Source organism: Antrihabitans cavernicola (assembly GCF_008297975.1).
In the GTDB taxonomy this organism is placed as follows: Bacteria; Actinomycetota; Actinomycetes; order Mycobacteriales; family Mycobacteriaceae; genus Antrihabitans; species Antrihabitans cavernicola.
Genome location: NZ_VLNY01000001.1, coordinates 689,740 through 712,741 on the forward strand (window position 1 = coordinate 689,740; position 23,002 = coordinate 712,741).

Sequence of the window (23,002 nt, forward strand, 5' to 3'; positions counted from 1 at the left end):
GCCGATTTCGATTTCTGAAATTAGCCCGTGATCTGTGTAGAAGTCTCGCTGAGAATTAAGTATTAACGGTAGTAATGTGCCGGTGCTTGAGGCGAAACGTCGTTGTTACCAAATTCCGGCAATTAGCGCTCTACCTGCGACGATGCTGTGGCACAGCGCACAGTGTCGAGGCTGGCGCATTTATCCCGAAGATGTGTAATGTCGCGAAATTCAATTGCTGCCCGAAATGCATTTCGCCCACATCGGCGAGGCCGGTGTGGGCGAAATAATAAAGCTGTCGGGTATCTAGTCTGGATCGGCGAGGGTGACCTGCACGCCACCTACAAGGTCCGAGCATTGGTTGTAGATGAACGACCCGATAGTCGCCAACGCGGTGAACAACACGACATTGATGATGCCGATGACGGCGGCGTAGCCGAACACCTCACCACCGCTGACCAGTCCGCCGGAACCGCTCTCCGAGACGATGTCGGTGAAGGCGTTGTTCAACCGGTCCCACACACCCATACCGTCGAGGACCACGTACAGCAGCCCCACGGCAACCATCCACACGAAGAACAGTGCGACCGAAATGACCAGCGACACCTTGAGCGTCGACCACGGATCGATCTTGCGCACCTGAACGGTCGCCCGCAGCGGGGTCCCGTCCGCGGCAACCGCAGCCTGTGCACCCGTGGCTGCCACTGCTACCGGCACGGCCTTCTGCTGACCGCTGGCGGTGGGCTCCGGAAGTGGGTGGCGAACCTCGGACAGGTCCGGCATGTCCTTCGCCAGCTCCGGGCGCGCGATGCTGCGTGTCGGCCCGTCGATGGCAGCCGACTTGCTCTTCGCCGCTTCCCGACGCGCATTCTTGGCAGCTTCGACGCCGGCGGCACCGGCCGCTGTCGTCACACCCGCGGTACCTTCGGCGACCCGTGGCGGACGCGCCGGTGGGCGGCCCGTGACGGGCGATTCGCCCGGACGGTTCAGGTTGGACTGCGGCTCGTTCTGCGGCCCACGCTGCCACGGCGGTGCCTTCGCTGCCGGGTTGCCGTTCTTTCCAGCACCTGCCTCGGTGGGAGCAGGCTTGGCATCCGCGGGCCGGGTCGGACCACCGTTGGGCGGTGCGGGAGGCCTCCCACCCTGACCCTGTGGACCCTGACCTGTCGGAGCCTGGGGATGCTCAGCTCGACGCGGCGGCGAGTCGTGATGGGCGACCAAGTGGTCGTCACCTTCGACACGACGACCACTGGTGGTCGGGGGCTTGTTCACCGGCGGCTGATTCGACGGCGGCTGATTCGTCGGTGCGGCCGCGGGCGGCTGGATCCGATTTGCCTGCGTCGGCGGCTGTGACGGTCCGGCCTGCTGGCTCGGCGCACCTTGCGGACGTGGAGCCTGCGGACCTTGCGGACGTTGTGACGCCGGCGATCGCTGCGGCAGCCCGGAGGCAGGCGGTACGACCGGACTCGCTTGCGTCGGTGCACCACCGTTCTGCTGCGGCGGACGCGGTGCCGCGGGGTTCGTCTGCTGCACCGGCTGACCGGTTCGCGGCAACGGACGCGGCGGCAGCGGAGTCGACTGGCCGACGCGCTCCGTCACCCCGTCCGAGGTGCGTATCCGATCCGACTGCGACGACTGCTGTGTTGACGACGGCAGTGTCGACGACGGCTCGGTGGTCGGCCGTGGCGCACCCGAACCTCGGGCGTCGTCTTTCGGCTGATCAGGAGTGGTCACTTGGGCTCCTTAGTACCTTCGTCGTCAGCCGCCGTGAGCTCTTCCGGCTCGTCGGCGTTACGGGCGATCGCAAGCAGGGTGTCACCATCTCCGAGGTTCATCAAGCGCACACCCTTGGTCTGTCGTCCGGCCTTACGGACCTGCTTGGCCGCGGTACGAATGACACCGCCACCCGACGTGATCGCGTAGAGCTCATCGTCATCCTGCACGATAAGCGCTCCGACAAGGGTGCCACGTCGTTTGTCGTACTGAATCGTCAGTACGCCCTTTCCGCCGCGACCCTGCACCGGGTAGTCCTCCATGGCGGTGCGCTTGGAGTAGCCGCCGGAGGTCGCGACCAGCAGATACGTTCCCTCGATCACCACGTTGAGCGACAGCAACTCGTCGTCGCCGTTGAATCGCATGCCCTGCACGCCCGAGGTGGCGCGGCCCATCGGGCGCAGCGCTTCGTCGGTCGCGGAGAAGCGAATCGACTGACCCTGAGCCGAAACCAGCAGCAGATCGTCGTCGCCGGAGCACAGCACCGCGCCGACCAGTTCGTCTTCGCCACGCAGGTTCACGGCGACGATGCCGCCGGTGCGGTTGGAGTCGAAATCGGTGAGCTTCGACTTCTTCACCAGGCCGTTGCGCGTGGCCAGCACCAGGTAGGGCGCGTCCTCGTAGGTCTTGAGCTGGATGACGCTCTGAATCCGCTCGTCCGGCTGGAACGCCAGCAGGTTCGCGACGTGCTGACCGCGGGCGGTGCGACTCGCCTCGGGCAGCTCGTACGCCTTCGCGCGGTAGACCCGGCCCTTCGTCGTGAAGAACAGAATCCAGTCGTGGGTGGAGCTGACGAAGAAGTGCTTGACGATGTCGTCCTGCTTGAGGCCGGCACCTTGGACACCCTTACCGCCCCGCTTCTGGCTGCGGTAAAGATCGGTCTTGGTCCGCTTCGCGTACCCGGTCTCGGTGATCGTGACGACCACGTCTTCACGCGCAATCAGGTCTTCGTCGTTGACGTCGCCGTCGGCCGCGATGATGCGGGTACGACGGTCGTCGCCGAACTTCTCGACGATCTCCTTGAGCTCGTCACGCACGATCGCACGCTGACGCTCGGGTTTGGCGAGAATGTCTTTGTACTCGGCGATCTCGCGCTCGATCTCGGCCAACTCGTCGACGATCTTCTGCCGCTCCAGGGCGGCGAGGCGACGCAGCTGCATCGCCAGAATCGCGTCGGCCTGGATCTCGTCGACATCGAGCAGCTCCATCAAGCCCGCGCGAGCGATGTCCACTGTTTGCGACGCGCGAATCAACGCGATCACTTCGTCCAGCGCATCGAGCGCCTTCACCAAACCGCGCAAGATGTGCGCGCGCTCTTCCGCCTTGCGGAGCAGGTACTTGGTGCGACGAACGATCACGTCGAGCTGATGGGTGACGTAGTAGCGGATCATCTGGTCGAGGCGCAAGGTGCGCGGCACACCGTCGACGATCGAGAGCATGTTGCAACCGAAGCTGGTCTGAAGCTGCGTGTGCTTGTAGAGGTTGTTCAGCACCACCTTCGCGACGGCGTCGCGCTTGACGGTGACGACGATCCGCATGCCCGCACGATCCGACGACTCGTCGTGGATATCGGAGATGCCGCCGATCTTGCCGTCACGCACCTGCTCGGCGATCGAGGTGATCAGGTTGTCCGGGTTGACCTGGAACGGCAGCTCGGTGATGACGATCGTGGTCTTGCCCTTGGCGTCTTCTTCGACCTCGACGACGCCGCGCATGCGCACCGAACCACGACCGGTCGTGTACGCGTCGATGATCCCCTGACCGCCGACGATCAGCCCGTGCGTCGGGAAGTCGGGACCCTTCACGCGTTCCATTACCGCGGCGAGAGTGGTCTCTTCGTCCGCCTCGAAGTTGTCCAGCGCCCAATAGACGGCTTCGGCGACTTCACGCAGATTGTGCGGCGGAATGTTGGTGGCCATACCGACGGCGATGCCGCCGCTACCGTTCACCAACAGGTTGGGGATACGGCTGGGGAGAACCGTCGGCTCTTGCGTACGACCGTCGTAGTTCGGAACGAAATCGACTGTCTCGTGGTCGATTTCGCGCAGCATCTCCATCGCGAGCGGCGTGAGCCTGCACTCCGTGTAGCGCATCGCGGCCGCGCCGTCGTTGCCGCGGGAACCGAAGTTGCCCTGGCCGTCGACCATCGGATAGCGCAATGACCACGGCTGGGCCATGCGTACCAACGTGTCGTAGATCGACGAGTCGCCGTGGGGGTGGTAGTTACCCATCGTTTCGGCGACCGGTCGCGCGGACTTCACGTAGCCGCGATCGGGCCGATAACCGTTGTCGTACATCGCATAGAGCACGCGACGGTGCACCGGCTTGAGGCCGTCGCGCACGTCGGGCAGCGCGCGCCCGACAATCACGCTCATCGCGTAGTCGATGTAGCTGTTCTGCATCTCCTGCTGAATATCGACAGGTTCGACGCGGTCGTGTCCGCCCTCAGGTCCCGGGGGCAGCGTGGTGTCGGTCATTTCAAGTCTCCTAATGCGGGCGCTGAGCGCAACCGCCTACACGTCGAGGCTGTTAAACGTCCAGGAACCGAACGTCTTTGGCATTACGGGTGATGAAGCTGCGGCGGGCTTCGACGTCCTCGCCCATCAGAATGGAAAACAGCTCGTCGGCCGCGGCGGCGTCGTCGAGCGTCACCAGCCGGAGCACGCGCACCGTCGGATCCATCGTGGTCTCCCACAGTTCCTTGGCATTCATCTCGCCGAGGCCCTTGTACCGCTGCACACCGTCGTCCTTGTTGATCTTCTTGCCGGCCTCGAGGCCTGCCTTCATCAACACGTCGCGCTCACGATCGGAGTATGCGAACTCGGGCGCAGCACCCTTCTGCCATTTCAGCTTGTAGAGCGGCGGTTGCGCCAGGTAGACGTGACCGTGCTCGACCAACGGACGCATGAACCGGAACAGCAGCGTGAGCAGCAGCGTTGCGATGTGCTGACCGTCGACGTCGGCGTCGGCCATCAGCACGATCTTGTGATAGCGCAGCTTCGCGATGTCGAACTCGTCGTGGATGCCGGTGCCGAATGCAGTGATGATCGACTGGACTTCGTTGTTCTTCAGCACGCGGTCGATGCGGGCCTTCTCGACGTTGATGATCTTTCCGCGCAACGGCAGGATCGCCTGGAACATCGAGTCGCGACCCGACTTCGCGGAGCCGCCTGCGGAGTCGCCCTCCACGATGTAGATCTCCGATTTGCTCGGATCGTTGGACCGGCAGTCGGCCAGCTTTCCGGGCAGTCCACCCAGGTCGGTGGCGCTCTTGCGACGCACCAACTCGCGCGCCTTGCGAGCCGCGACGCGCGCCTGCGCCGACGAAACTGCCTTGTTCACAATGGTTTTCGCGTCTGCCGGGTTGGCCTCGAACCAATGCGACAGGTGCTCGTTGCACGCCTTCTGCACGAACGAGCGCACCTCGGTGTTGCCGAGCTTGGTCTTGGTCTGACCCTCGAACTGTGGCTCGCCGACCTTCACGGAGATGATCGCGGCGAGACCCTCGCGAATGTCGTCGCCGGTGAGCTTCGGGTCCTTGTCCTTGAGCAGTTTCTTGTCGAGCGCGTACTTGTTCACCGTCGACGTCAACGCCGTGCGGAAGCCCTCTTCGTGGGTGCCGCCCTCGTGTGTGTTGATGGTGTTCGCGAAGGTGTGCACCGACTCGGAGTAGCCCGAGTTCCACTGCATCGCGACCTCGAGCTCGTGCCCGGTGCCCTTCGCGGTGAACCCGACCACCGAGTTGTGGATGGGTGTCTTGGTGCGGTTGATGTGGCGAACGAAATCTTCCAGACCGCCGGGGTAGTGGTAGGTGCGGATCTTCACGCGATGCGTCTTGGTCGCGGCCTCGGCGGACTCGGCCTCGCTCGATTCGTCGGCCGCGGACTTGGGCGCCTCTGCCGTATCGCTGACCACCTCGTCGGTGACCTCCGAATCGGTGACCCGCTCGTCGGTGAAATTGATGGTCAGTCCCTTGTTGAGGAACGCCATCTCCTGCAGGCGGCGCGAGACCGTCTCGAAGTTGTAGACCGTGGTTTCGAAGATGTTCGGATCGGCCCAGAACCGAATGGTGGTACCGGTCTTCTTGGTCGCCGCGCCCTTGACCAGTTCGTCCGGCACCGAATTGCGGTACGTCTGCGTCCAGTTGTGGCCGTCGACGTCGATATCGACCTCGACCTTGGTCGACAGGGCGTTGACCACGGAGATACCGACACCGTGCAGACCGCCGGACACCGCGTACGAGTCGGAGTCGAACTTGCCGCCCGCGTGCAGCTGCGTCATGACGACCTCGACGGTGGGAACACCCGACGCGTGCATGCCGACCGGAATGCCGCGACCGTCGTCGACGACCTGAACGCCACCATCCTCGAGCAGCGTGACGTCGACCTTGGTCGCATAACCGGCCATCGCCTCGTCGACGGAGTTGTCGACAACTTCCCAGATCAGATGGTGTAGGCCGCGCTCACCGGTGGATCCGATGTACATGCCGGGGCGTTTACGGACCGCCTCGAGTCCTTCCAGAACCGTGATCGACGATGCGTCGTAGCCCTTGTTGGCCGAGCCGGAGTCTTTACCCTTGTTCTGCGCAGCCACGAGTCGGTAGCTCTCCCATCTTGCTTGCCGACGCGCCATCCCCCTGGCAGTGCGAAGTCCGCATCGCCGTTGCGATGCGGGCCTCGAATACGACCACCGGCGGACGCGTCGAAAGTATCGCCGCTAGTTACTCCTCCATCTTACTGGTACGAGTAGCCCACGGGACGCCTATGACACCCCTCAGATCGCCGTCAGTGGATTTTCGCGACATTTCGAAGGTGAAAGGCTACAGAGATTCCGCCCGAGAACCCGCCGGGACGAGATCGCCGATGAATTCGGCCGTCAATCTGGCCACGTCCGCGGGGTGCGACAACGGTGACCAGTGCCGAGCCGCAATGTCACGACGACGCAGATTCGACGCCCATTCGCCGGCGTCCTCGTAGACGATCGGCAGCACCGCACGATCACCGGTACCGACGATCAACTGCACGGGGACATCGGTCGATCGTATGTCGGGGCTGCCCAGCCTGCCTCGAATGTTCGCTCGATAGAGCTTGAGGCAGGACACGATGTCCGACGGCAGAGTTTCTGCGGTGTGGACCACACTCGGATCCATCCCGTCGAAGTACGACAGGAATTGTGCCCAGCGGGGCGCAAGCACCTTCAACACCGGAACCGGAAGTCCGGGGACCTGGAACGCAACGGTGTACGCGGAGGCCACCAGCTGCCGCGCTGCCTTCGCGATGCCACTCGGGCTGCCACTGAACAGACGTCGCCGTGCCCACACCCCCAGCTGGTCGAGATTCGGGCCCGACACCGAGGTGAACGAAGCGATCCGATCCTCCGCGCGCGGGTCGACCACCGCTTCCCAACCGACCACCGAACCCCAGTCGTGGGCCAGGACATGCACCCTGGCGTGGGGGCTGACGGCGTCGATCACCGCGAACAGATCCCCGGCCAACTCCTCGATGCGGTACGCGTCGACGTCGTCGGGCACCGTGCTCGCACCCGCGCCACGATTGTCGAACCCGATGACGCGGAACCGGTCCGCCAACAGTGGTGCCACCCGATCCCATAGATGGTGCGTATCCGGCCAGCCGTGCATCAGGATCAGAACAGGACCGTTCGGATTTCCGCGCTCGAACACCGCGACATCGATGTCACCGTTGGATACTGTCATGATTTCTTCGATTGCCATCTTTACTCCTCACACATCCAAAACAAGTCTGCCGCCATCGGCGCGAGAAACACAGATCAGCATGTGATCGCGCTGTTCCGTTGGGGTGAGCCGAGATTCGCGATGATCCGGACTGCCTGCCAACACTCGAACCTTGCAGGTACCGCAAAATCCTTGCTGACACGAGTAGCCGATCCCCGGTACCCGTTCCTTGATCACCGACAGCGCCGAGACATCAGCAGGCACGTCCAGCACGACGCCACTGTTGACCAACTGAACTTGGAACGGCGTGCCGTCGACCACCGGTGGGGCGCCGAAGCGTTCGAAATGCAGAGCGCTGGAACCAGTTTCACCAAAGCCAGCACGGACCATCGCCAACATCGCGGTCGGACCGCAGCAGTAGACCGAGCCATCGACCGGCGCGTCCTCGAGCAGATCAGCGACAGTGGGCAGACCGTTCGCGTCGTCCGTCAAGATGCAAACCCGATCCTGTTCCCACGACTCGATCTCGTCGAGAAACGGCATGGAATCCCGCGAACGACCGGAATACACCAACCGCCAATCGATTCCGGACTCACGCGCCGCGCGCACCATGGCGACGATCGGGGTGATGCCGATGCCGCCGGCAATGAACAAGGCAGGGCCGCCGCCGGTGTACGGGAAACCGTTGCGCGGTCCCCGAACGGTCACGACATCCCCCGGCGCCAAGGCGTGCATCTCGATCGACCCGCCGCCGCCATCCGGAATCCTCCGCACCGCAACGGTATACGTGTCGGTGAGCGTCGCGTCGCCACACAGTGAGTACTGCCGCCGCCGTCCGGACGGCAGGTGAAAGTCGAGGTGACTGCCCGGCTGCCACGACGGAACAGCTCCGCCGTCGGGTAATCCGAACGTCAACTCCACCACGTTCTCGTCGTGCGCAACCACTCGACGTTCGAGCAGAGCCATGGTCAGGGGATCGTCGGGGTGCCTGTTGCTCGTCGAATCATATTCCGTGCGTTCGATATACGAGATGTACGTACGCTCGAGCACCTTGCCGAGCATGGTCAACAATCGATCCGGCCTCGGCCTGCCACGCAAGTCCGACGGCGGTGCGTCGCTGGCACGATAGCGTGGCGTCCGGTGCACCGTCATCGTCATCAGTGCGCGGCCGCGCGCGCCGCAGGCGAGCTCGCGAGATAGTGAATGGCTTGTTCTGTGGAGCCCTCTCGGCTCGGGTGATATCCCGGCAAAAAGTATGTCGACATGCGCTGCACTATTTCCACCGGACCCGGCAGGACACCTCGCTTGCTTGCCGCGAACAGATCCGACCAGTGCGGTTTACGTTCGCGACGGGGTCGATCCACCAGCTCCGGATCGTGTGACATCAAGAATCGGACGCCTCGAATCCAGAGCCACACCAGAATCGGCGAGACCAGCAATTGGGTGCGGGCACGACGGAAGTAGCTGTCGTCGAAATGACACAGCACGTCGTACGCGACAGCGCGATGCTCCACCTCTTCGGCGCCGTGCCATCGCAACAGATCCAGCATGGTGGGGTCGACTCCCACGCGATCGAGCCCGTCGGCGTTGAGGACCCAGTCGCCGAGGAACGCCGTGACATGTTCGACCGCGGCAATGATCGCCAGCCGCTCGATCAAGTAGTTCTGTTCACGGAGCTCGGTGATCGGACGCGGTCCCAGCAGCTTGCCGAAGATCCAATGCATCTGATCCGTGTACGGCTTCGCATCGATGCCGTGATTCTCGAGGTGCTCGAGAACCCCGGTGTGTGCCTCGGCATGCATCGCTTCCTGTCCGATGAAGCCGATGACATCTTCGCGCAGCTTCTCGTCCGTGATCAGCGGCAATGCTTCCTTGAACGTCTCGACGAACCACTCTTCACCCGCCGGTAGCAGCATGTGCAGCACGTTGAAGACGTGCGTGCTGAACGGATCGGCGGGCACATAGGTGGTCGGCACGTTGGTCCAGTCGAACTCCACATGCCTGGCCTGCAACAACAGCTGTGACGAATCGATTGTCTGCGTTGACATGAAACTTAATGTAACACCGAGTACACGGTACTTCTAGTACTCGCTAACCGTAGGTATCGCGGGGACCACGTCCCTTGACGTGTCGCTCGCCCTTTCGCCAGCTAGGCGCGGTAGGACCGGTGATTCGTAACGATGTGACCACACCTTGGCCCACCGCGGCGATCACCTTGGCGAGTATCTGAGACTGCATCATCCGAAGCTGAGTCGCCCAGGCCGTCGACTCGGCCGCGATACTCAGAACCCCGTCACGCAGCGATGTCGGTTCGGCGTGCGCGGCGATGTCCTCGCCGACCACGTGGGTCCACCGACCGAACACCGTGCCCTCGGCGACCTTGGCGGACCACCCGCGTTGTTTGGCCAGCGATCCGGTGAGCGCACCGAAGGTCTGCGGATCGCGATCGTCCGGACCTGCTCCCGACCACCCACGGCGCCGGCCGAGCCGCGGCCGACCACCCGGCGTTCGGTTGGGGGATGCCCGGCCCTGTCCCACCGATTTGCCATTCGCCCGCGCAGCGGCGCGCGCCTCCTCGAGCGCGCGGCGCGCAAGATCGATGCCCTTCAGCTCGGGCTCTTTGTCTTCGCTCATCGGTGGTGAATCTACTCCGGCTGTGCGACAGGAACGACGCGAGAAATCCGGCCCTGTTCGGTGTCCACCATTTCGATGCCGATTCGACGAGCCTCGAGTTCCGGCGGCACATCTTCTGCTACCGCAGCCGTGATCAGTACCTGCTCGGCACCGGCAGCGACCGACGCCAGTGCGGTGCGGCGACGGCGATCCAGTTCCGCGAACACGTCGTCGAGCAACAACACCGGATCGGTGCCGTCCGAGCGCAACAATTCGAACGAGCCGAGGCGCAGCGACAGCGCGAAGGACCACGATTCACCATGACTGGCAAAACTTTTCGCAGGCTCGGTGCCGAGTATCAATTCCAGATCGTCGCGGTGCGGTCCGACCAGACAGACACCGCGATCGATTTCCTTCTGCCTGACATTGGAAAGCTCTTGCAGGAAAACAGCTTCCAACACTTCCTGATCGTCGAGTGCCGGTGCGCGGGTGACATCGAGAAACTCCGGCGGCAGCGAATCGCCGAGACTGGATTTGTAGCGCACACCCGCAGGCCGCGATTCCGGCGCGATGGAGCGGTAGGACTGAGCCACATGTGGCAGTAGGTCGTTGACCAATTTGAATCGCTCGGCCAACAACACCGATCCGTGTGCGGCGAGGTGTCCGTCCCACACGTCGAGCGTGCTCAGATCGGCTCGAGCGCGGTTCGCCGTTTTCAGCAGCGCGGAGCGCTGCCGCAGCACACGCTCGTAATCGCTACGCACAGCAGCCATTCGGGGTAACCGAGCGGTCAGCAGTTCATCGAGGAATCGCCGACGCTCGGACGGATCGCCGCGCACCAACGCCAGGTCTTCGGGTGCGAAAAGGACGGTGCGGAGGATGCCGAGGATCTCGCGGGGCCGTCGAGCAGGTGAGCGATTGATCCGCGCACGGTTGGCGACACCCTGATTCAGCTCGATGTCGACGGTCAGCTCTCGCCCGGAATTGACTACGGCAGCACCGATTTGAGCCTTACTGCTGCCTATCCGCAACAACGGAGCCTCGGTGGACACCCGATGGGAACTCAGCGTCGACAAGTAGCCAAGCGCCTCGAGCAGGTTGGTCTTACCGTTGCCGTTCGCCCCGAGGAAGACGGTGCGTCCCGGTTCGAGATCGTGCGAAAACGTATCCCAGGAACGAAAATCTCGTAGCGACAGTGCGCGAACGAACACGTATCCGCCGGTCAGCCCGGCAGCCGGACCGGCATCAGGAGGTAGGTGTAGCTGCTGTCCGGCGCCGGGAAGTTACCCGATGCGTCGGCCACCAATTCTTCGTCGCCTGCCGGTCGCAGCACGGCAGGCCGGCTCGGTGTTGTGAAGCCGAACGACACACGGTCGCTGTGCAGCGATCCGAGACCTTCGGTCAGATAGCCGGGGTTGAAGGCGATGGTCATCTGCTCGCCCTGGAAGTCCGCCTCCAGCGCCTCTTCAGCCCGGCCTGCGTCGTCGCCGCCGGCGGACAACAACAAACCCTCCGAGGAGAATTCGAGCCGCACCTGGGCGCCGCGCTCGGCGACAAGGGCGACACGCTTGATGGCCTCGACGAGCGGTGCGACCGCGATGGTCGCCATCGAGGTGTGCTCCTTGGGCAGCAGCTGCCGGAACTTCGGGAACTCGGCGTCGAGCAGGCGGGTTGTGGTGCGACGACCACCGCTGACGATGCCCAACAATCCCTCGGACCCCACCGACGAACCCGAACCGAGAGACAACTCGACCAACGAATCGGACGGTCCTGCAAGAGTTTTCGCAGATTCGGACAGCGTCTTCGCCGGAATCAACACGGCGGTGTTGGTATCGGTCTTCGCAGGCTCCCAATCGAGGTACCGCACGGCGAGACGGAAGCGGTCGGTGGCGGCGAGCACCACGTGCGGGCCCTCGATCTCGACCCGGATGCCGGTGAGCATCGGCAGCGTGTCGTCCTTGCCTGCTGCTACGGCAACCTGACCGATCGCTTCGGCGAACGTGTCGACCGACACCGAGCCGGTGTGCTGCGGCAGCGTCGGCAACTGCGGGTAGTCCTCGACCGGCATGGTGGGCAACGAGAACTTCGCACTACCGCAGGTGATCAACACCCGGGTGCCGTCGACGCTCACGTCGACGGGCTTGGCAGGCAGCGATTTCGTGATGTCGGCCAGTAGGCGACCGGACACCAAGACCTGGCCATGACCGGCGACCTCGGCGGAAACGCGGACCTGTGCCGAAACTTCGTAGTCGAAGCCGGAGACCGTCAAGCCGTCGTCGTCGGCTGCAAGGAGCACACCGCCGAGCACCGGGACAGGCGGCCGTGACGGCAGGCTGCGAGCTACCCATGCCACCGAATCCGAAAAGTCTTCTCGAGCGACCCGAAACTTCATACTTGCAAGCTCCATCGCCCCGGCAGTTCCCTTCGGTCAGTTGAATGCTCGATAAGTCTTCCGCCGCAGTCTGACATGGCAGACCCACACGGTATGCCCTCGCCCCCGAACTTGAAAGCCGAACTTGCAACAAGCGCAACGACGGCGGCCGACCCGAAAGTGCCATGTGGACCGATCCGTCCCCAGCCCCTGTTTCAAAGAGAGTTCTATAAGGGAGAGAACTGAAGAAGTATTAGGTCCTGTGGAATCTGTGGAGCGTTTCGATACCTGCTGGTTACCTGGCGTGGCGAAATGTGTATGAATTCGGGACGAACTCGAGGACCGATCGCGGCGGGTGTGCACCGAACAGAGTTGTCGACATTTGTTCTTCCCTCCGTCCACAGTCTGTCCGGGTTATTCACACAGTTATCCACAGGTGTGAGTATCGCGAAAAGATTACAAAAATAGGCTGCGAACCCGTCGAGATGTGGGTTCGCAGCCTGTGTGAACGCAGGGGAACTAGCGCTTGGATCGTTGTTTGATGCGCGCGGTGAGTTCTTGGACTTGGTCGTAGACCTTGCGACGTTCGGTCATTTCTTTGCGGATCTTCTTGTCGGCATACATCACCGTCGTGTGATCGCGGCCGAATGTCTGTCCGATCTTCGGTAGCGACAGGTCGGTCAGCTCACGACACAGATACATGGCGATCTGCCTGGCCTGGGCGAGCGGCCGTGCCTTACCGGGCCCGCACAGTTCGTCGATGGAGGTGTTGAAGTACTCGGCGGTCACCGCCATGATCGTTGCCGCGTTGATCTCGAGGGTCGCGGAATCGGGCATCAAATCACGCAACACCACCTCCGCGAGGGTGAGGTCGAGTGCCTGACCGTTCAACGATGCAAAGGCCGTCACTCGAATCAACGCACCCTCGAGCTCGCGGATGTTGCGTTCGATTCGGCTGGCGATCAGCTCGAGGACGTCGTGCGGAACGTCGAGTCGATCCATTCGTGCCTTCTTGCGCAGAATGGCGATTCGAGTTTCGAGTTCCGGCGGCTGCACATCGGTGATCAGGCCCCACTCGAACCGCGTACGGAGACGCTCCTCGAGGGTTGCCAGTTGCTTGGGCGGCCGATCGGACGACACGACGATCTGCTTGTTCGCGTTGTGCAAGGTGTTGAAGGTATGGAAGAACTCTTCCTGGATACCTTCCTTGCCTTCGATGAACTGGATGTCGTCGACCAACAGCACGTCGGTTTCGCGGTAGCGGCGCTTGAACGCCACTTTGCGGTCGTCGCGGAGGCTGTTGATGAAGTCGTTGGTGAATTCTTCGGTCGACACGTACTTCACTCGCATGCCGGGAAACAGGCGTTGAGCGTAGTGACCTGCCGCATGCAGCAGATGTGTTTTTCCGAGGCCGGATGCTCCCCAGACGAACAGCGGGTTGTAGGCGCGAGCCGGCGCTTCGGCGATCGCGACGGCAGCGGCATGAGCGAAACGATTGGACGCACCGATGACGAAAGTGTCGAACGTGTACTTCGAGTTGAGACTGTTCGCGGATGCGGGCGTCGCCGGCGCATCCGGAGGGCGGGTGAAGTACGACGGCCACGAATTCTGGACGCTGGCGATGGCCTCGCGCTCGTCGTCCACCTCGTCGAAAGCGGACCCGTTGTCACCACTGGTGAGCCGGCGGCGACGGAAGTCTGTTTCTCCCGGCGGATCGTCGTCGTCGAGTGTGGTTCGTTGATGCAAGTCGACGACGTTGTCGTCGGTGAACGAATGTTCTTCCACAGCAGTTTCGCCCGGCTCGGCAGGCACAGCGATGCGCACACCGAGACCTTCGACCTGTTCACCGAGATGGCGACCGATAGAGCGCAATATCGGTTCGCGAAGATCGCGTTCGATGGCTTCCTGAGCGAGTGACGACGGCACCGACAACAGCGCGAAGCCCTGCGCGAGGGTAAGGGGTTTGACGAGACCGAGCCAAGCTTTCTGCGCGCCGGTCAGCGGGGGGACGGATCCGTCTGCCGTGCCTTGAATCAGTTCGGTGACGACCTCTGGCCATACGCGGGCAAGCGCATTCGGATCGTCGTCCAAGACGGGGCCTCCAGATCGAATCGGCGAGGCGGACTGAGCCTCCACCGAGACGAATATGCCATCTGAGCAGAGTCTCCACACAATTATCCACAGATGTGGAGAAACACAGGGATGTTACTTGGGCTCCCGTGTGCTTGTCGAAAATCGCTGTGACCTGGTCGGATTCGCCGTGACCAAAGTTAGTGCAACCTAAGAAGGCGCAAGAATGTGTGGTGAACCGCCTACCCGATGGCTCGGCGGTGCAGAGATCGACATCGACGGCGGTCGCGGTCCCACGTCACACACATTCGGCCAAGCTAGCAACTGCGTATCGTTCTCGAGAGCAAACAGGGCAAGTTCATTCGTTCGACCGGGTTTGACCCGATTGATAGGCCCCAGTACCCTCGTACAGTCACCCGTTGGTGAGGTGGCGGCTTTGTGCTGAGTGGATTTGGTACGAGTCTCCGTGATCGCCTGCGCCGGCATTTGCCGCATGAAGTTCGCGGTACATCGCCGATGGATCGACCATAGTTTTTGTTCGAACCTCAGCTTTGAGAAACCATAGCTGTAAGACCCACCGAAGGCACCGAGGCGGTGCCACCGAATTTCTAGGAGTGTTGACCGTGGCCAAGGGCAAGCGGACGTTCCAGCCGAACAACCGACGCCGCGCGCGTGTTCACGGCTTCCGTCTCCGGATGCGTACCCGTGCGGGTCGTGCCATCGTTTCGGGGCGTCGCCGTAAGGGCCGCGCTTCGTTGACTGCCTGATTCCAGGCTCTCGGATGCTCGACTCTGGGCTTCCTCCGCTCCTCGCTCCTACGTCGCTGCGATGCTCGGGCGCCGTCGTCTTCGGGCGGCTGCCGCGTGTTGCCTGAGCCGCATCGGCTGCATCATCACTCGGAATTCTCCCGGACGGTGCGCCGCGGTCATCGGATCGGGAAGCGTGACATCGTCGTGCACGCCTTCGACCGAGCGAGGCTGACAACCGATACCGGTCCGGAACTTTCTTTCGGTGGACCGCGTTTCGGTCTCATCGTCAGTAAATCGATCGGCAACGCCGTCGAGCGACACAGCGTCGCTCGACGGCTTCGTCATGTCTGCAGCGAATTGCGCGATGAGGTCAGGCCGGATGTCGATGTGGTGATTCGGGCTCTGCCCGGTGCCGCGTCGTCTTCCTCGGCCGAGCTGCTTCGGCAAGTGCGCAGCGGCGTGACCAAGTTGAAAGTGCTGGGAACCGAGCAGTGAGTCAGCTGCGTCGGATCCTCGCCGCAATCAGATCGTTCCCAGTCCGGGCACTGATCTTCTGCATCCAGCTCTACCGCACCTACGTCTCTCCCCTGCGGCTCCCGACGTGTCGGTTCACTCCGACCTGTAGCGAGTACGCGGTCGAGGCGCTCCGTGAGTTCGGAGTGATACGAGGCTTGGTGCTCACCGTCGTTCGGTTGGCGAAATGTGCGCCCTGGCACCCTGGAGGATGGGATCCCATCCCGGAGCGCCGGCACAGGCGATGCGCCGCCGATGACGCCCAGACCGCAAGTGATCACCACAGCGTGGTGAGTATGAACGAACAGAGGAGTGCATAGCGCGTGCTCGACTTCATCTATTACCCGGTCTCGTGGATTCTGTGGTTCTGGCACAAGGTGTTCGGTGCAATTCCGTTCCTTGGTCCCTCCAGCGGAATCGCATGGGCGCTGTCGGTGGTCTTCCTGGTCTTCACCCTGCGCTTGGTGTTGTACAAGCCCTTCGTGAAGCAGGTGCGCACAACCCGTCAGATGCAGGAGCTGCAGCCGCAGATCAAGGCGCTGCAGAAGAAGTACGGCAAAGACAAGCAGCGCATGGCGACGGAGATGCAGAAGCTCCAGAAGGAGCACGGCTTCAACCCGATCATGGGTTGCTTGCCGGTGCTGGCGCAGGCGCCTGTCTTCATCGGTCTTTACCACGTGTTGCGGTCGTTCAACAGGACGAGTCACGGGTTCGGCCAGCTCGGCCTCGATCCCGCCGTCAACCGCACGATCCCGAACTATGGCTTCAGCGTCCAGGACGTCAACTCGTTCCTCGACGCTCGACTGTTCGGCGCACCGATCTCGGCGGCCATCACGACCACCACCGATCAGATGCATGCCTTCGAGAACGCGACGCTAGGTCTCGGTATCCCGAGCAAGGTCAACCTCGCGTTGGTAGCGGCACCACTGATGATCATCGCCAGCATCGCGACGCACTTCAACTCCCGCGCTTCCGTTGCCCGACAGACCGAGGCAGCAGCCGCGCAGCCGCAAGCGGCGATCATGAATAAGCTGGCTCTCTACGTGTTCCCGCTCGGTGTTCTGGTCGGTGGCCCATTCCTGCCGATCGCCATCCTGCTGTACTGGGTCGCCAACAACATCTGGACCTACGCGCAGCAGCACTTGGTCTTCGGCAAGATCGACAAAGAAGAGCAGGCGAAGAAGGCCGAAGCCATCGAGCGTCGCGCGACCAACGCGCCGAAGCCGGGTGCCAAGCCGCAGGCGAAGGCGGCGGGCAAGGCAGCTCTCACCGATGATGTGTCGGACTCGGCAGTGGAGTCGGAGTCGGACGGCGTCGAGGTCGAGAGCCTTGCCACTCCCCCGTCGAAGCCGCGGCCCGGAGCCAAGGCTGCGAACCGTCCCGGACAGAAGAAGCCGTCCGGGCAACGCAAGAGCGGCGGTAACGCCAATCGCGGTCGAGCCAATCAGAAGAAGCGACGCTGAGTCGCCTTGCCTTCAGGACAGACCGCTTCACACAAACCAGCACATACAGATCGAAGAGCAAGGGGATGACGTGGCAGTGACAGATTCAGCGGCGACCGAATCAGCAGTAGAGATCGAAACGAAGTCGGAGTCGACGGGGTCGGCGTCCGATGTGGAATCCAGCGTGGCCGTGGTCGGTGACGATGTTGCCGACACCGCTAGCGATGCGGCGGAGACACCGGAGTCCGATGATGCAGACGACGACTCCGACGACGATCTGGTCGAAGAGGGCGAGATCGCCGGCGACTACTTGGAACAGCTGTTGGATGTCCTGGACTTCGACGGTGATATCGATCTGGACGTCGAAGGCGATCGCGCGATCGTGAGCATCGACGGCGGACGCGACCTGGCGAAGCTGGTGGGCCGCAAGGGCGAGGTGTTGGACGCACTCCAGGAACTCACTCGGTTGGCTGTCCAGCAGTCCACCGGTGACCGCAGCCGTTTGATGTTGGACATCGCAGGCTGGCGTGCGCAGCGTCGTGCCGATCTGACAGCACAGGGCCAAGAGGCCGCGCGCAAGGTGCTGGAGTCGGGCGAGCGCGAGGTGCTGACGCCGATGACTCCGTTCGAGCGGAAGATCGTGCACGACGCGGTCGCGGGCATCGAGGGTGTCGCCAGCGAGAGCGAGGGCGTGGAGCCGTCGCGCCGGGTGGTTGTCATCAAGGCGTAAATGGATGGAGAGTGGACGGGGCTTCCGGTCGTAATGACCGGGAGCCCCGTTTCTGTTTCAGGCGCCTAAGTTACATCGATGTAGTTCTGATCGCTGAAAGGCAATGTTTCACGTGGAACAAAACTCGAACGAGCTCCGTGAGCCACCCGCGGCCGCTACGCAACTCTTCGGTGATCGGCTCGACCTCGCTGTCCAATATTGTGAAGCGCTCGCAACGGACGGTGTGGAGCGCGGCTTGATCGGTCCGCGTGAGGTGCCCCGCCTGTGGGATCGTCATGTCCTCAACTGTGCGGTGATCGGTGAACTCTTCGGTGAAGGCGAGTCGGTAGTCGACGTCGGCAGTGGCGCGGGACTTCCCGGAATTCCGTTGGCGATCGCTCGACCGGACCTTCGAATCACCCTTGTCGAACCGCTGTTGCGACGCACTCTCTTCCTTGCCGAGTTCACCGAGCGTGTCGGTCTCGACATCGTGATCGTGCGCGGCCGAGCAGAACAGCCCGGAGTGGTGAAGGAAGTCGGTGGTGCCGATGTGGTGACTTCGCGAGCGGTGGCGCCGCTGGAGAAGCTGGCGAAGTGGTCGTTGCCGTTGATCCGAGACCATGGCCGTATGCTCGCCATGAAAGGTTCGAGCGCATCGGACGAAGTCGCTCGCGATCACGCTTCCCTTACCCATATGGGTGCTGGCAAGCTAGAGATCGTCGAGTGTGGGGCAGAGCTTCTGGGCACCCCGACCTATGTGGTCCGGGCCGAACGACTTCCTCGCCGGCAACGACGCTGAACGTCTTCCACGTTTGACATTCTCATCGAGTCGTAGTGATTGCTGTTCTTGGTTAGGAGCCAATATGTCGGGTGGTCCATCGGATGTTTCACGTGAAACAGTTTCACGTGAAACACAGCAGGAGTCGGAGTCGCGCGACGACGAGTTCGCAGCGAATGCCTACACAGGGATCTCGATTTCGGATACGCCGATCGGAGCCGCCGCACAGCGAGCGAGCCAGGTGCTGCATCCGCACTCGGTCACGCTGCCGAAGCCGAAGAAGCGCCGCATGATCACCATCGCCAACCAGAAGGGCGGCGTCGGCAAGACCACCACTGCGGTCAACCTCGCATCGGCACTCGCCCTGCAAGGGCTCACCGTTCTGGTCGTCGATCTCGATCCCCAGGGCAACGCCAGCACCGCGCTCGGCGTCGATCACCATTCCGGTATCGACTCGAGCTACGAGCTGCTGATCGGTGAGGTTGCGGCGAAAGACGCCATCCAGTCGAGCCCACACAGTGAACGGCTTTTCTGCATCCCCGCGACGATCGATCTCGCCGGCGCCGAAATCGAATTGGTCTCCATGGTCGCCCGCGAAGGTCGGCTGAAGACAGCACTCTCCGACGAGGCGCTCGAGGGCTTGGACATCGACTTCGTCTTGATCGACTGCCCGCCGTCGCTGGGTCTGCTCACCGTCAACGCGATGGTGGCCGCCAAAGAGGTGCTCATCCCGATCCAGTGTGAGTACTACGCATTGGAAGGCGTCGGCCAGTTGCTGCGCAACATCGAGCTGGTACAGGCGCACCTCAACCCCGCACTCCATGTGTCGACCGTGATCCTCACGATGTACGACGGCCGCACCAAACTCGCCGACCAGGTGGCTGACGAGGTGCGCAACCACTTCGGCGATGCCGTTCTGAAGTCGGTGATCCCGCGCAGCGTGAAGGTCTCGGAGGCGCCCGGTTACGGCATGACCGTGCTCGATTACGATCCCGGTTCACGTGGTGCGATGAGTTACTTGGACGCAGGCCGGGAACTGGCTTCCCGTACGAAGAGCGAGACGGAGAGTGTGGCCAGATGAGTCAGACGCGTAAGGGTGGTCTGGGACGCGGTCTTGCCGCACTGATCCCGACCGGCCCCGCCAACGGTGCACCCGGCCTGGGTAGCGCGGCGGCGGACGTGATGTTGGGTGTCGAACGACCCGCGGCTCCGACCTCGGCGGACTCGACTACATCGAAGAACGATCCGCAGGCGCCCGCAGCAGACGCACGCAACGTGGTCGTCGAAGAGCAACTCTCCCCCACCGGTGCTTCGTATCGCGAGATCCCGCCGGAGCAGATCAAGCCGAACCCCAAGCAGCCGCGTAGCGTTTTCGAAGAAGAAGCGCTCGCCGAATTGGTGCACTCGATCCGCGAATTCGGGTTGATGCAGCCGATTGTGGTTCGGCGAATCGCTGCCGACAGCTACCAGATCGTCATGGGTGAACGTCGCTGGCGGGCCAGCCAGGAAGCGGGTCTTGCCGCGATTCCGGCGATCGTTCGCGAGACCGCGGACGAGTCGATGTTGCGCGACGCTCTCTTGGAGAACATCCACCGCGTCCAGTTGAACCCGTTGGAAGAGGCTGCTGCCTACCAACAACTCCTCGAGGAATTCGACGTCACACACGATGAACTTGCGACGCGGATCGGTCGATCGCGCCCCGTCGTCACCAATATGATTCGCCTCTTGAAGCTGCCGATCCCGGTGCAGCGACGCGTTGCGGCAGGCGTTCTCTCTGCCGGTCACGCCCGCGCGTTGCTTTCTCTCGACTCCGGCGCGGATGCACAAGAGTTGTTGGCCGCTCGCATCATCGCCGAAGGCCTGTCGGTGCGTGCCACCGAGGAAGCTGTCACGCTCGCAAACCGTGGCGACGACACCTCGACAACGCCCGCTCCCCGACGCAAACAAATTCAGATGCCGGGCCTTCAGGACGTCGCCGAGCGCCTCTCGGAGTCGTTCGATACGCGCGTGACGGTGAGCCTGGGCAAGCGAAAAGGCAAAATTGTGGTCGAATTCGGCTCGGTCGACGACCTGCAGCGGATCGTTGGGCTGATCGACAAGCAAGAAAGTAACCAGTGACGTATTGGAAAGGTATAACTAGGCGCTGGTGATACGTCACTGTGACGTAGCGAGCTTGATTGCCCTTGGCGATACTTGTAAACCGTTGCAGTGCAAAGTGTTTGGGTTATTGCCGTGCTTCGCCGGGACCGCGAAGTCTGATCGCCTATTCTTGAACACGAAATTCGATTCGAAGACAGCAGTCCGGGGTCTGGAGGGTGAGGGAGCAGTGTCGATTACCGTCACCGCCCTCACTCTCGACGGATTGGACCGCCTGCCGACCCACTCTCGGCGTTGCGTCTTCTGGGAAATGGATCCGGCGGTCGTTGTGCAGTCGCGCGAATTCACCGATCCGGTCTTCGAGAAGGAAGCGTGGCTCTCGACCGTTCTGCTCGAGTGGGGATCGTGCGGTCAGGTGGCAGCGGTCGACGGCCACTCGGCCGGCTGCGCTATCTATTCGCCGCCTGGTTCGGTCCCACGGGCCGGGCTGTTCCCAACCTCACCCGTCAGTGCCGACGCTGTGCTGCTGACAGCGCTCAATCTGGACAGGGGTGCCGGGCTCACAGGGATGGTCGACGAGGACGGGCTGGCAAGTCGGCTGGTGCAGGCCGTGGTGGCCGATCTGATCCGGCGTGGCGTCCGTGCCATCGAAGCGTTCGGGATACACAAGACCGACGAAGAGATCGACGAAGCGGTCGGCACTACCCCGCGTGCCACCGCTGCACTGGAATGCTCGCCTGCATCGTGCATGATCGGCGCAGACTTCCTGACGGGCGTCGGATTCGAAGTGGTTGCGCCACATCATCGATTCCCACGGCTCCGCCTCGAGTTGGATCGTGACCACGGCTGGAAGGCGGATGTGGAACACGCGCTCGAGCAGCTGCTCTCCGCAGCCGCGTTGACGGTCGCCGAAATCGGCGAACGAACAAAAGTGGGCGCGCACTGAACGTGCGAACCGCGTGAGCATGGGGTCCCCTCACAACGTCCAGCGGAGGACGGGGTTCCCTGACTCGCGAGATCAGCCGCGGTCGGCCGAAGCCAACTCTTCGGCGAGCAGTTCGGCGAAGGTGTAGGTACCGGTCGGCTGATCGTCTTGACCCAGCAGGTACAGCCGCTTGACGGCAATGAGAATCGCCTCGGCGATCACGTCACGGAAGCGCGGATTGGTGAGCACCGCGCCGTCGTATTCGTTTGTCAGATAACCGATGTCGACCTGAATGGTCGGCATCTTGGTGAGGCGCAACAGGTCCCAGGTACGACCATGAGTTCTGCAGTCCTGCAACGATGTTCGAGCAACGACCTCACGCTGGATGAACCCGGAGAGAACCTGGCCGATCATCGAGGTGGATCCGTGCGAGTTGCCGAAGTGGAAGCTGGCGACGCCGTTGGCGGCGGGGCTGTCGTTGGCAGCGCAGCGTAGCGAGATCATCAGATCGGCATCGAATGCGTTGGAGGTCTCCGCGCGTTCCACGTCGGTGGGATTCGCCGAATGCGGACGGGATAGGAATGTCTCCATGCCGGTCGCTGCCATGCGGCCCTCGAGCCTGCTGCCGAGATCCCAGAGAATCTCGGACTCGTACATGTCACCGAACTCCGTCGGGACTGCGCGACCGTGATCGTCGCCACCGAGGCCCGGATCGATAACGATGCGCTTGCCGGTGAGCTGCGGGCCGGACCGGTGGACCAGCTCTTCTTCGCTGATCCGATGTGGATTGCCACCGGTCACCCGGGCACCGAGCAGATCGAGCGAACGCAAGGTGTCCGGACCGCAGATGCCATCCGCGGACAGTCCGATCTCGCGCTGGAAGGCGGTGAGGCCTTCGTGCGTTTGCGGTCCGAAGTAGCCGTCGACGCGATCGACATAGAAACCCAGGTCCTGCAGCCGGCGCTGAAGGGTGGCGACGTCGTCACCGTAGAGCGGGGCGGACAACTGGTAGATGAGCGTGCGTGCACCCAACCGGTACGACGCTTCTTTCAGCGAGCGGTACGTGGCGGGACCCACCACGCCGTCGACGAGAAGACCGCGGTGCTGCTGAAAAGCGCGAACCGCGCTGTCGAGCGATGGATCGAACGCGGCATCGGGGGCGATCCAGTAGCTGCCGTTGACACCGTCGGCCGAATGCGCGTCGCGCAGAAAACCCAAACCGGCAAGAGTGCCTCTGATCTCGGCGACGGCAGGACCGTGGTCGCCGTTACGGAGACGATGCATGCTGCCA

20 protein-coding genes are annotated in these 23,002 nt (G+C 62.7%); 9 read left to right on the plus strand and 11 right to left on the minus strand.

Features of this window, described 5'->3' with window-relative positions:
* Window positions 1-285: 285 nt before the first annotated feature.
* The 10 genes from FOY51_RS03280 to dnaA form a co-directional block, all read right to left on the minus strand.
* Window positions 286-1,713, minus strand: a complete 1,428-nt coding sequence (locus FOY51_RS03280; protein WP_235916077.1) for a DUF3566 domain-containing protein — start codon at window positions 1,711-1,713, stop codon at window positions 286-288.
* On the minus strand, window positions 1,710-4,229 hold the full coding sequence (gyrA, locus tag FOY51_RS03285) for a DNA gyrase subunit A (protein WP_149428728.1): 2,520 nt from the start codon (window positions 4,227-4,229) through the stop codon (window positions 1,710-1,712). The genes FOY51_RS03280 and gyrA overlap by 4 nt, the downstream gene beginning before the upstream one ends.
* A gap of 52 nt (window positions 4,230-4,281) precedes the next feature.
* The gene (gene gyrB / locus FOY51_RS03290) at window positions 4,282-6,345 is read right to left on the minus strand and encodes a DNA topoisomerase (ATP-hydrolyzing) subunit B (protein WP_149428729.1); all 2,064 of its coding nucleotides are present in this window, start codon (window positions 6,343-6,345) and stop codon (window positions 4,282-4,284) included.
* A 226-nt stretch (window positions 6,346-6,571) separates the two neighbouring features.
* A complete protein-coding gene (locus FOY51_RS03295; RefSeq protein WP_187776154.1) occupies window positions 6,572-7,483 on the minus strand; it encodes an alpha/beta fold hydrolase in 912 nt (303 codons plus the stop codon).
* A 9-nt stretch (window positions 7,484-7,492) separates the two neighbouring features.
* Window positions 7,493-8,602, minus strand: a complete 1,110-nt coding sequence (locus tag FOY51_RS03300) for a PDR/VanB family oxidoreductase (protein WP_149428730.1) — start codon at window positions 8,600-8,602, stop codon at window positions 7,493-7,495.
* Window positions 8,602-9,492: a metal-dependent hydrolase gene (locus tag FOY51_RS03305; protein WP_149428731.1), complete on the minus strand. Its 891-nt coding sequence runs from the start codon at window positions 9,490-9,492 to the stop codon at window positions 8,602-8,604. The genes FOY51_RS03300 and FOY51_RS03305 overlap by 1 nt, the downstream gene beginning before the upstream one ends.
* A 43-nt stretch (window positions 9,493-9,535) precedes the next feature.
* Entirely contained in the window at window positions 9,536-10,078 is a 543-nt protein-coding gene (locus FOY51_RS03310) for a DUF721 family protein (protein WP_149428732.1), read from the minus strand.
* Window positions 10,079-10,089: 11 nt separating this feature from the next.
* Window positions 10,090-11,268 carry a DNA replication/repair protein RecF gene (gene recF, locus FOY51_RS03315; protein ID WP_149428733.1) on the minus strand — a complete coding sequence of 393 codons (1,179 nt, stop codon included), beginning with the start codon at window positions 11,266-11,268 and terminating at the stop codon, window positions 10,090-10,092.
* A gap of 11 nt (window positions 11,269-11,279) precedes the next feature.
* Window positions 11,280-12,464, minus strand: a complete 1,185-nt coding sequence (dnaN, locus tag FOY51_RS03320) for a DNA polymerase III subunit beta (RefSeq protein WP_149428734.1) — start codon at window positions 12,462-12,464, stop codon at window positions 11,280-11,282.
* Window positions 12,465-12,947: 483 nt separating this feature from the next.
* Window positions 12,948-14,519: a chromosomal replication initiator protein DnaA gene (dnaA, locus tag FOY51_RS03325; protein WP_149428735.1), complete on the minus strand. Its 1,572-nt coding sequence runs from the start codon at window positions 14,517-14,519 to the stop codon at window positions 12,948-12,950.
* 602 nt (window positions 14,520-15,121) lie between these two features.
* On the opposite strand from dnaA, the gene rpmH reads away from it, so the two are divergent.
* From rpmH to FOY51_RS03370, 9 genes are all read left to right on the plus strand, one after another.
* A complete protein-coding gene (rpmH, locus tag FOY51_RS03330) occupies window positions 15,122-15,265 on the plus strand; it encodes a 50S ribosomal protein L34 (RefSeq protein ID WP_084492389.1) in 144 nt (47 codons plus the stop codon).
* Between the two features lie 96 nt (window positions 15,266-15,361).
* Window positions 15,362-15,742 (plus strand): ribonuclease P protein component, encoded by a 381-nt coding sequence (gene rnpA, locus FOY51_RS03335; protein ID WP_149428736.1) that lies wholly within the window; start codon window positions 15,362-15,364, stop codon window positions 15,740-15,742.
* 5 nt (window positions 15,743-15,747) lie between these two features.
* Entirely contained in the window at window positions 15,748-16,080 is a 333-nt protein-coding gene (gene yidD / locus FOY51_RS03340; protein WP_149428877.1) for a membrane protein insertion efficiency factor YidD, read from the plus strand.
* Between the two features lie 3 nt (window positions 16,081-16,083).
* Window positions 16,084-17,223, plus strand: coding sequence for a membrane protein insertase YidC (gene yidC / locus FOY51_RS03345; RefSeq protein ID WP_149428737.1), 1,140 nt, complete (start codon window positions 16,084-16,086; stop codon window positions 17,221-17,223).
* Between the two features lie 76 nt (window positions 17,224-17,299).
* Entirely contained in the window at window positions 17,300-17,932 is a 633-nt protein-coding gene (locus FOY51_RS03350; RefSeq protein ID WP_187776166.1) for a Jag family protein, read from the plus strand.
* A 103-nt stretch (window positions 17,933-18,035) separates the two neighbouring features.
* Window positions 18,036-18,710: a 16S rRNA (guanine(527)-N(7))-methyltransferase RsmG gene (rsmG, locus tag FOY51_RS03355; RefSeq protein WP_149428738.1), complete on the plus strand. Its 675-nt coding sequence runs from the start codon at window positions 18,036-18,038 to the stop codon at window positions 18,708-18,710.
* Between the two features lie 64 nt (window positions 18,711-18,774).
* Window positions 18,775-19,770: a ParA family protein gene (locus FOY51_RS03360; RefSeq protein ID WP_149428739.1), complete on the plus strand. Its 996-nt coding sequence runs from the start codon at window positions 18,775-18,777 to the stop codon at window positions 19,768-19,770.
* Window positions 19,767-20,807 (plus strand): ParB/RepB/Spo0J family partition protein, encoded by a 1,041-nt coding sequence (locus tag FOY51_RS03365; RefSeq protein WP_149428740.1) that lies wholly within the window; start codon window positions 19,767-19,769, stop codon window positions 20,805-20,807. The genes FOY51_RS03360 and FOY51_RS03365 overlap by 4 nt, the downstream gene beginning before the upstream one ends.
* A 208-nt stretch (window positions 20,808-21,015) precedes the next feature.
* Window positions 21,016-21,732 carry a GNAT family N-acetyltransferase gene (locus FOY51_RS03370; protein ID WP_149428741.1) on the plus strand — a complete coding sequence of 239 codons (717 nt, stop codon included), beginning with the start codon at window positions 21,016-21,018 and terminating at the stop codon, window positions 21,730-21,732.
* Window positions 21,733-21,804: 72 nt separating this feature from the next.
* Here the strand turns inward: FOY51_RS03370 and FOY51_RS03375 are convergent, their stop codons facing one another.
* Window positions 21,805-22,995, minus strand: coding sequence for an N-acetylmuramoyl-L-alanine amidase (locus tag FOY51_RS03375; RefSeq protein ID WP_149428742.1), 1,191 nt, complete (start codon window positions 22,993-22,995; stop codon window positions 21,805-21,807).
* Window positions 22,996-23,002: the final 7 nt, after the last annotated feature.

Bases quoted from the DNA above. Each gene is read 5' to 3' on its own strand.
- FOY51_RS03360 (WP_149428739.1), top strand. From the start codon at position 18,775: ATGTCGGGTGGTCCATCGGATGTTTCACGTGAAACAGTTTCACGTGAA.
- gyrA (WP_149428728.1), bottom strand. From the start codon at position 4,229: ATGACCGACACCACGCTGCCCCCGGGACCTGAGGGCGGACACGACCGC.
- FOY51_RS03375 (WP_149428742.1), bottom strand. From the start codon at position 22,995: ATGCATCGTCTCCGTAACGGCGACCACGGTCCTGCCGTCGCCGAGATC.
- FOY51_RS03305 (WP_149428731.1), bottom strand. From the start codon at position 9,492: ATGTCAACGCAGACAATCGATTCGTCACAGCTGTTGTTGCAGGCCAGG.
- FOY51_RS03365 (WP_149428740.1), top strand. From the start codon at position 19,767: ATGAGTCAGACGCGTAAGGGTGGTCTGGGACGCGGTCTTGCCGCACTG.
- FOY51_RS03295 (WP_187776154.1), bottom strand. From the start codon at position 7,483: ATGGCAATCGAAGAAATCATGACAGTATCCAACGGTGACATCGATGTC.
- FOY51_RS03300 (WP_149428730.1), bottom strand. From the start codon at position 8,602: ATGACGATGACGGTGCACCGGACGCCACGCTATCGTGCCAGCGACGCA.
- FOY51_RS03310 (WP_149428732.1), bottom strand. From the start codon at position 10,078: ATGAGCGAAGACAAAGAGCCCGAGCTGAAGGGCATCGATCTTGCGCGC.
- rsmG (WP_149428738.1), top strand. From the start codon at position 18,036: ATGTTTCACGTGGAACAAAACTCGAACGAGCTCCGTGAGCCACCCGCG.
- dnaN (WP_149428734.1), bottom strand. From the start codon at position 12,464: ATGGAGCTTGCAAGTATGAAGTTTCGGGTCGCTCGAGAAGACTTTTCG.